Below are 15551 nucleotides of genomic sequence, written 5' to 3' on the forward strand. Positions count from 1 at the left end.
GTATAGCCGGACCGACATGAAGGTCGGCCACACGCCCGCGCGCCCCGGGCTCCTCTCCCTCCTCCTGCTCGTCGCCTGCAGCGCCGGCCCCCGGACCGGCGCGGTCGCGCCGCCGGACGGGCCCCGCGGCGCCGCCCCGCCGGGGACGACCTCGCGTCCGGCGATGACGCCGCCGTCCGAGGAGGCCCCGGCGCGCGCCGAGTTCGACCCCGTGCCGCACGGGATCACCGCGGGCGGGGTGAAGCAGCTCTGCGACGATCACCTGCGCGCGGCACACGAGCACCTCGACGCGATCAGGGCGCTCCGCGGCGCGCCGCCGGAGAAGCTCACCTACCCCGCGACCCTCCGGCGGTTCGACGACGCCGTGCTCGAGGTGAACAGCGCGGGCGACTTCCCGTACCTGATGGGGGTCGCGCACCCGGACGCGGCCGTGCGCGAGGCCGCCAGGCTCTGCGAGCCGAAGGTCGACAGGTTCACGACCGCGATGTGGCTGGACGCCGATCTCGCCGCCGTCATCAAGGCGTACGCCGAGACGGACGAGGCGCGCGAGACGCTGAAAGGAGAGCGCGCCCGGCTCCTCTCCGACGTCCTCCGCGACTTCCGACGCAACGGGCTGTCGCTGCCGCCCGACCGGCAGCAGCGCCTCCGCGACGTGAACGAGCAGATCACCCGCATCGGACAGGAGTTCATGGCGAACCTGTCCACGGCGAACGGCTCGATCGAGATCGCGCCCGCCTCGCTCCAGGGGCTGCCCAAGGAGTACGTGGCGAAGCACCCGCCCACGGCGAACGGCAAGGTCGAGATCAGCACCGACTACCCCGACTTCTTCCCGTTCGTCACCTACGCGAAGGACCGCAAGGCCGCGCTCGATCTCTACGTTCTGTTCACCAACCGCGGCGGCGAGAAGAACGTGAAGCTGCTCGAGCGCCTCCTCGCGCTCCGCTCCGAGAAGGCGAAGATGCTCGGCTACAAGAGCTGGGCCGACTACGCCATCGAGCCGCGGATGGCCAAGACGAGCGGCGCCGTGCGCGCCTTCCTCGACCAGGTCAAGACCGCGCTGAAGGAGCCCGCCAAGGCCGAGTTCGCCGAGCTGATGAAGGAGCACGCGCGGCTCGGAGGCAAGCCGACCGACAGGCTCCCGCCCTCCGAGCGCTACTTCCTCGAGGATCGGGTCCGCGCGTCCAAGTACCAGTTCAACTCGCAGGCGCTCTCGGACTACCTCGAGATCGGCGCGGTGAAGCAGGGGCTCATGGACATCACGGCGCGGATGTACGGGGTCGAGTACAAGGAGGTCCCCGCCAAGGCCTGGCACCCCGACGTGACCGCGTACGAGGTGCGCTCCGAGGGCAAGGCGATCGGGAAGTTCTACCTCGACCTCTACAGCAGGCCCGACAAGTACAAGCACGCGGCGATGTTCGCCGTGCGGACGGCGAAGCTGCTCGACGACGGTTCGTGGCAGACCCCCGTCGCGGCGCTGGAGTGCAACTTCCCGAAGCCGGGGGCGCAGCCGGCGCTCATGTCCCACGAGGACGTGGTGACGTTCTTCCACGAGTTCGGGCACGTGCTGCACCACCTCCTCACGCGCTCCGAGCTGGCCTCCTACTCGGGGACCGCGACCGTGCGCGACTTCGTCGAGGCGCCGAGCCAGATGTTCGAGGAGTGGGCGTGGTCCCGCGAGGTGCTCGATCTGTTCGCGAAGCACCACGCGACCGGCGAGAAGATCCCGGACGATCTCTTCCAGGCGATGACCCGCGCGCGGGGCTTCGGGCGAGCGCTCGCGACGCAGCGGCAGCTCACCCTCGCGTCGATCGACCTGGAGCTCCACTCCCGCGATCCGGGCTTCGACACGACCCTGGTCGTGGAGCAGGCGCAGCGCGCGAACGAGTCCTTCGCCTTCGTGAAGGGGACGCACCTGCAGTCGAGCTTCGGGCACCTCATCACGTACGACGCCGGCTATTACGGCTACCAGTGGGCCCTGTCGCTCTCGCGCGACGTGCTCACCCGCTTCAAGCAGGAGGGCCTGCTCAACCCCGTCGTCGCGCGCGCCTTCCGCGACGAGGTGCTCGCCAGGGGAGGCGGCGTCGAGGCAGGCGAGCTCGTCGCCCGCTTCCTCGGCCGACCACCGCGCCACGACGCGTACCTCGCCTACCTCCAGGGCAAGGAGTGAACGCGCCTCGGCCGCGCTGCGGACGCGGGGCCGGGGCTTCCAGGAGACAGGACGGGCGCCGCGCGCCCTCCGCCGCGGAGCGGCGGCCGGTGCTCGGGAAGGACATCTGACCCGCGCAGCTACGGCTCGATCGCGACGCCGAGCTCCTCGCGCAACGCGTGATAGGCGTCCGAGACGGTGAACGAGAGGAGATCGCCGATCTTCTCCTCCGCCGTCAGCACGCCAGGCGCATCCCCGCGCGAGAGCGACGACGCCGCGACCGAGAGCTCGCCGGTCAGCAGGTAGCCGACCCGGGCAGCGCACCGCTCCACCGAGCCCGCCCAGTGGGCGAGATCCAGCGGCGCGCGGATCTCGTAGAGCTCGAACACCGCGGCCTCCAGCGCGTCACGCTCGCGCTCCGTCAGCCGCTCGTCGAGCAGAGGCATCAGCGCGAGCACCGCGCCCTCGAGCTCGGCAGGAACAGGCTCCGAAGGCCGCGCCACCTTGACCGCCGCAGCAAGACAGACGCCGAGCTCCTCGAGCGAGGGGAAATGAAGGAGCAGCCGGTGCGGGCCGACGTGATACGCGACGTGGCTGCCCACCAGGAACGCGAGCTCCGCGGCCGTCCTCCCGCGGAGCGCCTCGCCGCCGACCAGGACGCTCGGCTCCTCGACCGTCACGGCCGCGACCGCGATCGGCGCGTCCTTGCGGAGATAGACCGCCGGCGCGGCGATCCCGAGGCACCGGCTCGCCCACGAGAACAGGCGCACCACGCCCGCCGCGTTCTGCTCCGCGTCGGCGCGCGCGGCCGGATCGACGTGGGGGGCCTTCTTCTCCCGCGCGCGCTGGGCGAACCGCGCGCGGATCGCCGCGTCGGCGACCGACGCGAGGATCTCCTCGAGCGCGCGATCGCGATCGGCCGCGCGCAGGAGATCCCAGCTCCCCGGGCCCAGCCCGCGCGCGGGCTGCACGAGGCCCGCGGGCCGGTGCTCCTCGAAGATGAAGCGCTCCCGCTCCTCGGCGGCGCCGAGGTAAACGGCCACGCTCGCCGCGGCCCAGGCCTGGTCGACGCGCCTCAGCTTCTGGAAGGTGTCGAACAGGTCGTGAAACACCTGGACGTTGCCCGGATCGAGCACCGCCGCGGCCTGGAGGTGCGCGGCCGCGCGCTCGATCCGGCCGGCGCTCCGCGCGAGCGACGCCGCGCTGAGCCGCCCGGGGACGTCGTCCGGCCGCTCGGCCACCGCGCCCTCGAACGCCTCCAGCGCGGAGCTCGGGTCCTCGAGGTGGTCGCGGAAGAGCATGCCGAGGCGGCGGCACAGCTCCCAGGTGACATCGCTCCGGACGCGCAGGCCGGGGATCCGCTGCGCCCGGTCGAGCATGCGCCGGTACGCGAGCTCGAGCTCGCCCCACTCCTGCCGCGCCGAGAGGAGGATCGCGATCAGCGCGAGCGGATCGAGGAACGTGGGATCGGCGTCGAGCGCGCGCTCGAGCAGATCGATGCCATCCTGCTCGCGCGTGACCTCGGTCAAGGTGGCGCGGGCCTCGCCCTGCATGGCGGCGCGCGCGAGCTCCAGGAGCGCGATCGCCCGCTGCCGCGGGTCCGGAGCGAGCTCGGCGAGGCAGCGGCGCGCGTCGAGCGACGCCGCGAAATCGCCCGCCGCCTGGTAGAGCCGGCCCAGGCCGCGCAGGACCGCGGCGTCGTCCGGGCCGAGCTCCCGCGCCCGCTCCAGGAGCTGCTGCGCCCGCTCCGGATCCCCGGCGACGATCTCCCAGTGCTCGGCGAACCTGACGAGGAGCCCGAAGCGAGCGGCGTCCCCCTCGACGCGCGTGAGCAGCCGCTCCTCCGCGGTGCGCAGCCTGGCGAAGTCCCGCTCGGCGAGGTGGAGCTCGACAAGCGCCTCGAGCGCGGGCCGGTGCTCGGGCGCGAGCGCCAGCGCCTTCTCGAAGCCCTCGATCGCCTCGCGGTGCCGCCCCTGGCGCCACCTCGCGTGGGCGATGCGCAGGTGCACCTCCGCGCGCGCATCCCGCTGCACGACCCCGACGAGCGCGAGCGCCTTCTTGTACGCCGTGAGCGCCCCGTCGAGGTCCGACGCGGCGGCGAGCGTGTCGCCGGCCGCGAGGTACTGCGCGACCGGGTCGTCCGGCGCGGGCGCAGGCGTGGTGGCGGCGCCGTCTTCGCCCGCGCTCTCGAGCAGCGCCCCCTCGGGCTCCCTCGCCCGCCGCCTGCCCGGAGCGCCGCCGCGCGGGACGAGCACCGCGAACGAACCCCGCCCGCCCACCCGCGCGAAGCAAGGGATGGCGCCGGCGAGGTCGGGGTTCTCCTGCACGCGGCGGAAGATCTCCTCCGCGGTGAGGCCCCTCTCCGGATCGGCCTCGTCGAGGTGCTCGACGAAGGCGCGGGTGAACACCGACGGCAGGTCGGCGTCGAGCGATCCGATCGGGTGGGCCGAGACGAGGAGCTCGACCCCCGTCACGGGGGACGCCGTCGCCTGCTCGGCGGCGGTGACCACGGCGCGCGAGGTCGCCCCGGGGCCGTGGTGGCACTCGAGGACGAAGAGCACCTCGCCGCGCGCGCGATCGCGGAACACCGCGGCGATGTCGCCCAACGCGTCGCCCACGCCGGGGTTCTCGGGGTCGAGGCAGAGGAAGAGCTCCCCGTCCGGCGACAGCGCGACCGCGCAGGAGGCGTAGAAGAGGAACAGGGTGGAGGCCTCGTCGCGCGCGGCGTCCTCCGCGTCGACCAGGGTCCGCCGCGTCGCGACGAGCTCGTCGAACAGCGCGTCGAGCTGCTCCGCGAGATCCCGCGCGGGATCGACGTCGAGCACCCGGAAGCCCGCGTCGTCCAGCGAGAGGCGGGCCCGGATGAGATCACCGTCCAGCGAGCCGGGCGCCGGCCGCTGATCGCGGTGCAAGCTGGGCGTGGCGACGACCGCCAAGCGCATCAGGGCGCCCTCTCCTCGTTGCGTACGCGCATGCAGGCGAGCAATCTACCCAGGGCCGCGCCCGAAGCGAAGAAGGTTGCCACCCGGCGTGCAACTCCGACGCAGCGCGAGGTCCCCCGTACGAGACAACCCGCCGGGAGAGAGCACGCATGAGCAAAGGCAAGGGTCGTTGGTGGACGGAAGCGCCCGGCAGCGCCGGAGGAGCTCGCGCTGCGTCATTTGCGCTCGCGGTCGCCCTCGCGTCGGGCTGCGGGGGCGCGTGCGACGAGGCCGAGGACCACATGGAGGAGTGCGGGTTCCAGGGCAGCGGCCTCTCCAGCGAGGCGTCGTGCGAGGGCGCCGTCCGCTGCGCGTCGGCGTGCGCCGCCGAAGTGCCCTGCGGCGCGTTCGACGGAACGGACGCGGCCGCGTCCGATCGGTACAGGAGCTGCCTCGAGGCGTGCTGAGGCGTCGCGGAGCTCAGCAGACGGTCCGGACGAGCGCCGCGCCGTCCTGCGGGCGCTCGTCGTCGGGGCCGAGGCACCGCAGCGACAGCTCCTTCCAGGGAGCCAGCCCCTCGCCCCCGAGCGGCTCGAGGCGCACGAGGACGTCCTCGAGCACGCGGCCGTAGCCGTAGATATCGTCGCGCGGGTCGCTCGGCCGCCCGGCGAGCCGCTCCGGCGAGACGTACCCCGGGCTGCCGCCGGCCGACGGCGCGCCGCGGGGCCGGGCCAGCCCGAAGTCGCTGAGCACGGGCTCGGCGAGGCTGCGCAGGAGCACGTTGGCCGGCTTGACGTCGGCGTGGACGTAGCCGCGCTCATGGATGCGGGCGAGCGCGCGGGCGAGCGGGCGCGCCCACCGCGCGACCGGCGCGAGCGCCGCCGCGTCGCCGGCGCGGAGCGCGTCCCGGACCGAGCCGCGCGCGATCCACTCGAGCGCGATCCACCCCTCGTCGGGGTCCGCGTCGAACACCCGCACCACGCCGGGGCCCGCGAGCGCCGCGGCGAGCCGCACCTCGCGGGCGAGGTGCGACCGGTCGCCGCCGCGCCCGTGGTAGACCTTGAACCCGATGCGCCGGCCGAGCACCTCGTCCTCGGCCTCGTAGACGACGCCGGCGCCGCCGCGCGCCACCTCGCGGAGCAGGCGGAACGGGGTCTTGCCCGCCGAGGGCGCGACGACGGTCACGTCCTCCACGCGGGCCGCCGCGGGCCGCTCCGCGCCGAGCGCCGCACGCCAGCGGTGGTGGCGCTCGCGCGCGCCGGGCGCGTCGATCTCCCGGGCGAGCACCCGCTCGATCGCGCCGACCGCCCGCGGGAGCTGCCCCAGCGACGCGTAGAGGTCGGCCGCGAGGACGAGCCCCTCGGTCGAGGACACCGGCTGCGCGCGCGACCCGCCGCCGCGCTCGCGCGACGCGGCGCCCTCGAGCACGGAGAGCGCGCCCAGCTCGTCGCCCCGGGCCGCGAGCAGGTCGGCGCACGCCACCCGGATCGGATCCGGCAGCACCCGCTCTGCCATCGCCGCGACGAGGTGCGCCACGGCCTCGGCCTCGCGCAGCGTCCCGCGCGCGCGCCGCAGGATCGCGATCACCTCGTCCGTCGAGGGCGCGTCCCGCGTGCCGGAGCTCCGCAGGCGCGCGATGTCGTCGCCGCCGTCCTCGCGCGCCGCGCGCCCCCGCGCGTCCGCCGCCGGCCGCGCCGGGCGCGCGCCGCGCCCGGCGTCCGGCGCGGCCGGCGCAGCACCGCCGGGCGGCGGCGCGCCGCCCTCCGCCGCGCCGCCGCCGCCGAGCCGCTCCTTGAGCCGCCGCCACAGGCTCATGCCGGCCCGCCCTCCGCGCCGCCGTCGCGCCGCATCGACGCGGCCTGGCCCGCGGCGGGCAGCCGGAAGACCGGCGTCCCGCCGCGCGACGCGGCGATCGCGTCGCCCGCGCAGAGCTCGACGGACGGCGCGAGCTGGTAGTCGCCGAGGAACGGCGGCGGCGCCCCCGGCGGCGTCTTCAGCGCGACGAACGCCGAAGCGCCCGCCCGCTCGAGGCGGAGCCGCCACGGCCCGACCGGCAGATCGCCGAGCGGCGCCGTGAAGCGCTCGCCCGCGATCGCCACCACGCAGCCCTGCCCGATCCCGGGCGCGATCGCGCACGGCACCTCCCCGCCGAGCAGGATCTGCACGCCACGGCCGACGGGCAGCGGCGCCGTGAGCCGCGCGCCGGCCAGCGTCGTCCCGTTGCGCGTCCCCAGATCTTCGACCTCGATGCCGGACGGGCCGCGCCGGATCCGCACGTGCGTCCTGCTGACGGCGCGGGACGAGACGACGAGGGTCGCCTCGCCGCGGCCGATCGTGACCTCGTCGCCGAGGGCGCACCGCACGAGGGCGCCGCCGAGCTCGATCGAGAGGAGCGGACCCGAGAGGAGCCGCGCCCGGATCGCGCGCAGCGCGTCGGCCACCTGCTCGCCGCCGCGGCCGCCGCCGCCCCACGCCTCGGCCACCGCGATCGCCTCGCGGCGCTCCGCCATCCGGTCGAGATCCGCGATCCTCGTCAGCGCCGCCGCGAGCTCGCGCTGGTCCCTCTCGGCCGTCATCGAGACGCGGAGCCGCTCCTCGAGCCGGTCGATCGCGCCCGCCGCGGCCAGCACGCGCGCCTCCGACTCGTTGTCGCCGACCAGGGCGTACGCGTCCGCCGCGCGCTCGAGCTCCCCCGCCGCCTCGAGCTCGCGCGCGACCGCCAGCACCTCGCTCCGCATCGCGCTCGCCTCCCGCGCGCGCACCAGGTCGAACGCGAGCATCGCCTTGCGCCCGAGCGCCGCGCGCTTCAGCTCGGGGCTCTCCGCCGTGCGGGACGCCGACGCGCAGAAGGCGATCCGCTTCTCGACGCTCCGCTCGGCGTCGGCGCGGAGGAGCAGGACGCGGGCGGCGTCGTCCGGCATCCCGGCCTCGAGATACAGCTCGACCGCCCCCGCGAGATCGCCGGCCAGCTCCCTGGCCTCTGCCGCCCGGCGCCGGCTGTCCCCCCGCTTGAGCCCGAACCACTCAAAGAGACTCACGCAGCGCCATCCTCACCACCAGCCGCCATCCTACCCTTGATGCGCGCGGGCCCCAACCGCCAGCGTTGACTCCCTCCCTCGCCACCCGCAGGATTTGCGGCCTCGATGTCGACAACCAACCGCCTCGGCGAACTGCTCGTCCGCGAAAAGCTCATCAGCCTCCAGCAGCTCAGGCAGGCCCAGGAGGAACAGCGCAAGACAGGTCAGAACCTCGGCTACGCCCTCGCCAAGCTCGGGTACATCTCCGACGGCGAGATCACGAGCTTCCTCTCGACGCAGTACCGCGTCCCGGCCGTCGCCCTCGACGAGTACGAGATCGACGCGGAGGTCTCGCGCCTCGTCTCGCGGGACGTCTGCGAGAAGCACAAGATCATCCCGATCTCCCGGTCGGGCACGGCGCTCGTCGTGGCGATGGCCGATCCGACGAACCTCCACGCCATCGACGACATCAAGTTCCTGACGGGCTTCAACGTCGAGCCCGTCGTCGCGTCCGAGACGGGCATCACCGAGGCGATCGAGCGCTCCTACAACGTCGGGCCCTCCTACGACGAGGTGCTGAGCGAGTTCGGGGAGGAGGAGGTCGGCTTCCAGGTCGAGGCCGACGACCTGAACGTCCTCGAGCTGGAGAAGGCCGCCGAGGGCGCGCCCGTGGTCCGGCTCGTCAACGCGATCCTCCTGAACGCCATCAAGAAGGGGGCGAGCGACATCCACGTCGAGCCGTACGAGAAGAAGCTCCGCGTCCGCTACCGCATCGACGGCGTGCTGATGGAGGAGATGCAGCCGCCGATCAAGTTGAAGAACGCGATCGCGAGCCGCCTCAAGATCATGAGCTCGCTCGACATCGCCGAGCGGAGGCTCCCGCAGGACGGCCGCATCAAGCTGAAGATGGGCCGGGGCCGGGAGATGGACTTCCGCGTCTCCGTGCTCCCGACGATCTGGGGCGAGAAGATCGTCCTCCGCCTCCTCGACAAGTCGAACCTGCAGCTCGACATGGCGAAGCTCGGCTTCGACCCGAAGCCGCTCGGGGACTTCAAGTGGGCGATCGGCCAGCCGTGGGGCATGGTCCTCGTCACCGGCCCGACCGGCTCCGGCAAGACGACGACGCTCTACTCGGCGCTCTCGGACCTGAACCAGATCGGCTCGAACATCAGCACCGCCGAGGATCCGGTCGAGTACAACCTGCACGGCATCAACCAGGTGCAGATGCACGACGAGATCGGGCTCAACTTCGCGATGTCGCTGCGCTCCTTCCTGCGGCAGGACCCGGACATCATCATGGTCGGCGAGATCCGCGACTTCGAGACCGCCGAGATCGCCGTCAAGGCGGCGCTCACCGGCCACCTCGTGCTCTCGACGCTGCACACGAACGACGCGCCCTCGACGATCTCGCGCCTCCTCAACATGGGCGTCGAGCCGTTCCTCATCACCGCCAGCGTGAACCTCGTGCTCGCCCAGCGCCTCGCGCGCAAGATCTGCGCCGACTGCCGCGTCCCGCTGCGCCTGGACTCGGCGGTGCTCCTCGACTTCGGCTTCACCGAGCAGCAGGTGGCGCGCGCGGATCTCGTCCGCGGCGGCGGCTGCAAGACGTGCAACGGCTCGGGCTACAAGGGCCGCGTCGCGCTCTACGAGGTCATGCGCTTCACCGACTCGCTGAAGGAGATGGTCCTCCAGGGCGCGTCCACGGCCGAGCTCAAGGCCGCGGCCATCAAGGGCGGGATGCTGACGCTCCGGATGAGCGGGATCGAGAAGGTGCTGGCAGGCGTCACCACGACCGAGGAGGTCGGCCGCGTGACGATGGGGGACTAGCGCATGACGACCGAGCTTGTCGGACAGCAGGAGGGCCTCAGGTACACGCTCCAGCAGCTCCTCCGCGCGATGGTGGAGAAGGGCGCGAGCGACATGCACATCACGAGCGGCACGCCGCCGCTCCTGCGCATCGACGGCACGGTGGTGCCGCTCAAGCTCCCGCCGCTGATGCCGAGCGACACGAAGCAGCTCTGCTACTCGGTGCTGAACGAGGAGCAGGTGACGACGTTCGAGCAGCGCAGCGAGCTCGATCTGTCGTTCGGCATGAAGGGGCTCGCCCGCTTCCGCGCGAACATCTACATGCAGCGCGGCGCCGTGGCGGCCGCCTTCCGGCAGATCCCCTTCCGGATCATGAACTTCGACGAGCTGGGCCTGCCGCCGGTCGTGCTCGACATCACCGCCAAGCCCCGCGGCCTCGTGCTCGTGACCGGCCCGACCGGCTCGGGCAAGACGACCACGCTCGCGAGCATCATCGACAAGATCAACTCCGAGCAGCGCCTCCACATCCTCACGATCGAGGATCCGATCGAGTACCTGCACCCGCACAAGCTCTCGCTCGTGAACCAGCGCGAGATCGGCTCCGACACCGCGTCGTTCAAGGACGCCCTGCGTTACGCCCTGCGCCAGGATCCGGACGTCGTGCTCGTCGGCGAGATGCGCGACCTGGAGACGGTCGAGTCGGCGCTGACGATCGCCGAGACGGGCCACCTCGTGTTCGCCACGCTCCACACGAACTCGGCGATCTCGACGATCAACCGCATCATCGACGTCTTCCCGCCGCACCAGCAGTCGCAGGTGCGCCAGCAGCTGTCCTTCACGCTCGTCGCCGTGATGACGCAGCTGCTCCTGCCGCGCGCGAACGGCCCGGGGCGCGTCATGTCGATGGAGGTCATGATCCCGAACGCGGCGATCCGGAACCTCATCCGGGAGGACAAGCTCCACCAGATCTACTCGCAGATGCAGGTGGGCCAGTCCGGCAGCGGGATGCAGACGATGGCGCAGTCGCTCGTCTCCCTCTACCAGCGCCGGATGATCACGCTGGAGGAGATGTTCGCCGCCGCCACCGACGCAGACGAGATCCGGGCGATGCTCGAGCCCCGCCAGGCCATGAGCTCGCGGAACAACCTCCCGAAGCCGACCTGAAGCCGACCTGAAGCCGACAGGATCAGGGGCCCCTGCCCTTCGGTTCACCCTGCACGCTCGACGCGCCCCCCGGCTCACCGCGCGGCCCGCGCCACGGGGTCAGCCGCGCCCGCGCGCCGCGCCGGCCCCCCGAAGATCGCGGCAAATTCGGCCCTGTGGAGAGAGACCTCCACACTTTTTTGACATCTACCCAACCGTTCAGTAGGTTCCGCCCGATGCAGGGGCTCACCGAGCGGCAACAGCAGGTGCTTCACTATATCCGGCAGTCGATCACCGAGCGCGGGTACCCGCCGACGCTGCGTGAGATCGGCGCGCATATGGGGATCCGCTCGACGAACGGGGTGAACGATCACCTCCGGGCGCTCGAGCGCAAGGGCTACCTCACCCGCGAGGACATGAAGTCGCGCGCCCTCCGGCCGCGCGACCTCGACGGCGGCGGCACGAGCGGCGGCGCCGAGCTCCGCGGCGCGCTGGTGGCCGGCGGCAACGACGCCCCTGCGAACGACCAGGACGACGACCTCGTCGAGATCGCGGTCGTCGGCCGGATCGCCGCGGGCCTGCCGCTCCTCGCCGAGGAGCACGTCCTCGATACGGTCCGGATCGAGCGGACGCTCGTGCGCGGCGGGCGCGAGGTGTTCGGCCTGCGCGTCACGGGCGACTCGATGATCGAGGCGGGCATCTTCAGCGGCGACTACATCTTCGTCCGCCGGCAGCTCACCGCGCAGCGCGGCGACATCGTGGTGGCGCTGATCGGCGACGAGGCCACCGTGAAATATTTCTTCCCCGAGAAGGACTACGTGCGCTTCCAGCCGGCCAACGCGGCGATGGCGCCCATCCTGGTCCGGGCGAGCGATTTCAAGCCCGCGATGCTCCTCGGCGTGGTCGTGGGCGTCTACCGGAAGCTCTAACCTCCTCCCCTCTTCCCGAGCCGGTTGACGCGCGCCGAGCGCCCTTGGTAGCGTCGCGACGACCGGGCGGACGGTCCAAGGGCCCGCTCCAGAAAGAACGCGATCGTGACGACGCACGGGCGGCGATTCGGGATTTGGATTTCAGGCGCGGGCATGGTGCTCGCGGCCGCTCTCACGAGCGGCTGCGGCGGCGCCATCTACGCATTCACCGCGAACTCGGCCTCGAGCAAGCTCGAGACGGCGGAGGCGCTCGGGGCGGCGAAGTACGCGCCGTACGAGTACTACACCGCGCGAGAGCACCTCTGGAAGGCGCGCGAGGAGGCCGCGGCCGCCGATTACGGCGACGCGATCGACTTCGCCGACGTCGCGGAGGAGTACGCGGACAAGGCGATCACCCTGGCGAAGCAGGCACACGAGGGCGCGGGTCGATGAGCATTCGGATGAAGCGTCGACCTTCCCACCGCGCTCGTCGCGCCGGCGCCGGCGCCATCGCCGTCGTGATGATCGCGGGGTCCGCGCTCTCGTGCGCGCAGGTGCCGGTCATGCGCGGCGACATCGAGGCGCTGAGCACCATCGCGAAGCAGGCGGAGCGCAACGGCGCGCTCCGCTGCGCGCCGCGCGAGCTGGCGATGGCGAAGTCGCACCTGTCGTTCGCCACGGTCGAGCTCGATCAGGGCTTCTTCGCTCGCGCCAAGGAGCACCTCGACATCGCGAAGGCGAACACGCACGCCGCCTATGATCTCTCGCCGCCGCAGAAGTGCGCCGAGCGCGGGTTCGTCGAGGAGGCGCCGCCCCCCACGCCCGGCGACTGCGACGGCGACGGGCTGCTCGATCCGCAGGACAAGAAGTGCCCCTGCGATGCCGAGACGTGGAACGGCTTCCAGGACGACGACGGCTGCCCGGACGATCCGGACACCGACGGCGACGGCATCACGGACAGCAAGGACAGCTGCGTGCTCCTGCCCGAGGACAAGGACGGCTACCTCGACGAGGACGGCTGCCCCGAGCTCGACAACGATCTCGATACGGTCCCCGACCTGAACGACAAGGACAGCACCGGCAAGAGCTGCATGAACGACCCGGAGGACCCGGACGGCTACGAGGACGCCGACGGTTGCCCGGAGCCGGACAACGACCAGGACACGGTGGTCGATCTCGAGGACCAGTGCCCGAACGAGCCGGGCGTGGTCGGCGGAGACAAGCCGGGCTGCCCGAAGAAGCCGAGCCTGGTCATCGTCACCGAGAAGGAGATCAAGATCACGCAGCAGATCCACTTCGAGTTCGACAGGGACAAGATCCGGCCCGAGAGCTTCCCGATCCTCGACGCCGTGGTGGAGGTCCTCCAGCAGAACCCGAAGATCAGGATCGAGATCCAGGGGCATACCGACAACAAGGGCGCCGCGGCGTACAACAAGAAGCTGTCGGATCGGCGCGCGGCCTCGGTGAAGAAGTACCTGGTGGCCAAGGGGGTCGACGAGGCCCGGCTGACGTCGAAGGGCTACGGGATGGAGCAGCCGATCGTGCCGAACACGTCCGATCAGAACCGCGCCCTGAACCGGCGCGTGCAGTTCGTCCGCACGGAGGGTGGCGCGCAGTAGGCAAGCAGCTGCTGGAGCGCCGCCCGGCGTGTGGGGGGTACGCGCGATCTCGACCGCGCCGTTCTGGAGCCGGATCCGGCTCGGATCTCAAAAGCAAGAGCCCGTCCCCAGCATTTCCTGGAGGTTCGAACCCGTGTTTTCTTGTCGCTCACGCCGCGGTCGCCTCGCGTTCGCACTGACTTCGCTGCTCGTCCTCGGCGCGCCGGCGGCGGCCAGCGCCGCCGGCGAGAGGGACGCGGAGGCGATGAAGCTGCACAACCAGGCGATGGACGATGACTATCTCTCTGTCGAGTTCGACAAGGCGGAGAAGAAGCTCAAAGTCGCCCTGAAGAAGTGCGCGAAGGGCGCGTGCACGAAGCCGGTGATCGGCAAGCTGCACATCGCGCTCGGCACGGTGTACGGCGGCGGCGACAAGCTGGATCAGGCCAAGGCGGAGTTCGTGCTGGCGCTCCGGGCCGACCCGAAGGCGGCGCTCATCGACGCGCTGACGACGACCGAGCTGGCCCAGGCGTTCAAGGACGCCCAGAAGGAGGCGCAGGGCGCCAGGAAGCCGGCGGATGAGTCGCAGGGCGAGGGCGGCAGGCCCGCGAAGGCTGCCGCGGGCGACGTCCCGCACACGCCGGTGGCGGAGCAGGCGGTGAACACGCCGGTGCCCGTCTATGTCGAGATCCCGGAGGAGATCGACGCGTCCAAGGCGACGGTGCGGTACAAGCCGTTCGGCTCGCCCAAGTGGAAGTCGCTCGAGATGACGAGCATGGGGAGCGGCTTCGGGGCGGAGATCCCCTGCGAGGATGCCACGACGACCGGCGAACTCCGGTATTTCGTGATCCTGCGGGACGAGGCGGGCGACCCGGTGGGCACCGCCGGCTCGATGCAGGCGCCGCACCGGGTGCCGATCAAGAACGAGATCGAGCAGGAGCCGTCTCTCCCCGGCCAGGAGCCGCCGAAGCGGTGCGCCGCGAAAGAGGATTGCCCGCCTGGCCTGCCCGGTTGCCCCGAGGCCGGCGGCGAGCGCGGGGACAAGGACTGGGGCTCGGCCTGCGAGGAGACCGTGGAGTGCCAGTCCGGGCTCGTCTGCCTGAACGGGACCTGCGAGCAGGGGACCGAAGGCGGGGGCGGTAGGGCCGCCAGCGGCAAGGGCAACCGCAACGTGATCGGCCTCTGGGGTGGGCTCGACCTGCTCCTCGTGCGCGGCACGGATTACGTCTGCTCGGGCAGCGACGCCGCCTACGCCTGCTTCTATCCGGGCAGCGGCGGCAAGCAGTTCTACGGCGAGCCGGCGGATCTCCCCGGAACGAACGGGGTCAAGGGTGGCCTGAGCCTGGGTGGGGGGCGCGTGATGCTGTCGTACGACCGGCAGCTCTTCTCGAGTCTGCCGCTGCTCGTGGGCGCGCGGGTCGGGTTCGCTTTCGGCGGCTCGCCTACCTCGGAGGCGGAGAAGACGCAGTGGCCGGACAAGGAGAACCCGCATCCCCAGGCGCGCAGCTTCCTGCCGCTCCACGGGGAGCTCCGCGTCACGTACTTTCTCCTCGGCGATCGGATTGTCGAGAAGGGTGGATTCCGCCCGTATGGGTTCCTGTCACCCATTGGCCTGGCCCAGGTGAACGCCTCTGTGCCCGTGGATGTGTGCGATCGTCGGACGGAGGACCTAACGCCGCTGGCGGGGAGCGGCAGCAACAGGTGTCCGTCGAACACCCGTTTCGTGGAGGACCTCGACGCCTACCAGATCACCGGTTTGAACTTCTCGGCGGCCGGCGCCGGTGTGGTTTATGGCATCACCCCGCACTTCGGTGTGTCCGCCGAGGTGAAGGTCATGCTGATGTGGCCGACGCTCGGCCTCGTCATAGCGCCGACCATCGGCCCGGTGTTCGCCCTCTAGCGCCCCGCGCCATTCCCGCGCCTTCAGCAACCTTCTCGCCACGCAGGCGAGCTCCGCCACGCCAAGCCCCCCGGTTCCCCCGTTCCCTCCACAGCGCGGGGGGCGGCCGCAC

The 15551-nt window shown here is 71.9% G+C and carries 11 protein-coding genes; 8 read left to right on the forward strand and 3 right to left on the reverse strand.

Annotation, left to right across the window (positions count from 1 at the left end; all coding sequences use genetic code 11):
* Positions 1–16: 16 nt before the first annotated feature.
* Positions 17–2167 (forward strand): M3 family metallopeptidase, encoded by a 2151-nt coding sequence (locus WMF28_RS22345; RefSeq protein ID WP_437595265.1) that lies wholly within the window; start codon positions 17–19, stop codon positions 2165–2167.
* A 119-nt stretch (positions 2168–2286) separates the two neighbouring features.
* On the opposite strand, the gene WMF28_RS22350 is transcribed toward WMF28_RS22345, so the two are convergent.
* A complete protein-coding gene (locus tag WMF28_RS22350; RefSeq protein WP_437595266.1) occupies positions 2287–5088 on the reverse strand; it encodes a tetratricopeptide repeat protein in 2802 nt (933 codons plus the stop codon).
* A 149-nt stretch (positions 5089–5237) separates the two neighbouring features.
* On the opposite strand from WMF28_RS22350, the gene WMF28_RS22355 reads away from it, so the two are divergent.
* The gene (locus tag WMF28_RS22355; protein WP_437595267.1) at positions 5238–5534 is read left to right on the forward strand and encodes a hypothetical protein; all 297 of its coding nucleotides are present in this window, start codon (positions 5238–5240) and stop codon (positions 5532–5534) included.
* 13 nt (positions 5535–5547) lie between these two features.
* Here the strand turns inward: WMF28_RS22355 and WMF28_RS22360 are convergent, their stop codons facing one another.
* A complete protein-coding gene (locus WMF28_RS22360) occupies positions 5548–6882 on the reverse strand; it encodes a serine/threonine-protein kinase (protein ID WP_437595268.1) in 1335 nt (444 codons plus the stop codon).
* A complete protein-coding gene (locus WMF28_RS22365) occupies positions 6879–8105 on the reverse strand; it encodes an FHA domain-containing protein (protein WP_437595269.1) in 1227 nt (408 codons plus the stop codon). Before WMF28_RS22365 ends, WMF28_RS22360 begins: the two co-directional genes overlap by 4 nt.
* Positions 8106–8210: 105 nt before the next feature.
* On the opposite strand from WMF28_RS22365, the gene pilB reads away from it, so the two are divergent.
* The 6 genes from pilB to WMF28_RS22395 all read left to right on the forward strand — a co-directional run bounded on the left by pilB (position 8211) and on the right by WMF28_RS22395 (position 15439).
* Positions 8211–9911: a type IV-A pilus assembly ATPase PilB gene (gene pilB / locus WMF28_RS22370; RefSeq protein ID WP_437595270.1), complete on the forward strand. Its 1701-nt coding sequence runs from the start codon at positions 8211–8213 to the stop codon at positions 9909–9911.
* Between the two features lie 3 nt (positions 9912–9914).
* Complete coding sequence (locus tag WMF28_RS22375; protein WP_437595271.1) at positions 9915–11054, forward strand: type IV pilus twitching motility protein PilT; 1140 nt, start codon at positions 9915–9917, stop codon at positions 11052–11054.
* A gap of 215 nt (positions 11055–11269) precedes the next feature.
* Positions 11270–11962 carry a transcriptional repressor LexA gene (gene lexA, locus WMF28_RS22380; protein ID WP_437573024.1) on the forward strand — a complete coding sequence of 231 codons (693 nt, stop codon included), beginning with the start codon at positions 11270–11272 and terminating at the stop codon, positions 11960–11962.
* Positions 11963–12115: 153 nt separating this feature from the next.
* Positions 12116–12394: a DUF4398 domain-containing protein gene (locus WMF28_RS22385; protein ID WP_437302040.1), complete on the forward strand. Its 279-nt coding sequence runs from the start codon at positions 12116–12118 to the stop codon at positions 12392–12394.
* Positions 12395–12402: 8 nt separating this feature from the next.
* The gene (locus WMF28_RS22390) at positions 12403–13560 is read left to right on the forward strand and encodes an OmpA family protein (protein WP_437595272.1); all 1158 of its coding nucleotides are present in this window, start codon (positions 12403–12405) and stop codon (positions 13558–13560) included.
* A gap of 133 nt (positions 13561–13693) precedes the next feature.
* On the forward strand, positions 13694–15439 hold the full coding sequence (locus WMF28_RS22395) for a hypothetical protein (protein ID WP_437595273.1): 1746 nt from the start codon (positions 13694–13696) through the stop codon (positions 15437–15439).
* Positions 15440–15551: the final 112 nt, after the last annotated feature.

This window comes from Sorangium sp. So ce590 (assembly GCF_051521365.1).
Taxonomy (GTDB): domain Bacteria; phylum Myxococcota_A; class Polyangia; order Polyangiales; family Polyangiaceae; genus Sorangium.

Bases quoted from the DNA above. Each gene is read 5' to 3' on its own strand.
- WMF28_RS22345 (WP_437595265.1), top strand. From the start codon at position 17: ATGAAGGTCGGCCACACGCCCGCGCGCCCCGGGCTCCTCTCCCTCCTC.
- WMF28_RS22350 (WP_437595266.1), bottom strand. From the start codon at position 5,088: ATGCGCTTGGCGGTCGTCGCCACGCCCAGCTTGCACCGCGATCAGCGG.
- WMF28_RS22355 (WP_437595267.1), top strand. From the start codon at position 5,238: ATGAGCAAAGGCAAGGGTCGTTGGTGGACGGAAGCGCCCGGCAGCGCC.
- WMF28_RS22360 (WP_437595268.1), bottom strand. From the start codon at position 6,882: ATGAGCCTGTGGCGGCGGCTCAAGGAGCGGCTCGGCGGCGGCGGCGCG.
- pilB (WP_437595270.1), top strand. From the start codon at position 8,211: ATGTCGACAACCAACCGCCTCGGCGAACTGCTCGTCCGCGAAAAGCTC.
- WMF28_RS22375 (WP_437595271.1), top strand. From the start codon at position 9,915: ATGACGACCGAGCTTGTCGGACAGCAGGAGGGCCTCAGGTACACGCTC.
- lexA (WP_437573024.1), top strand. From the start codon at position 11,270: ATGCAGGGGCTCACCGAGCGGCAACAGCAGGTGCTTCACTATATCCGG.
- WMF28_RS22385 (WP_437302040.1), top strand. From the start codon at position 12,116: ATGGTGCTCGCGGCCGCTCTCACGAGCGGCTGCGGCGGCGCCATCTAC.
- WMF28_RS22390 (WP_437595272.1), top strand. From the start codon at position 12,403: ATGAAGCGTCGACCTTCCCACCGCGCTCGTCGCGCCGGCGCCGGCGCC.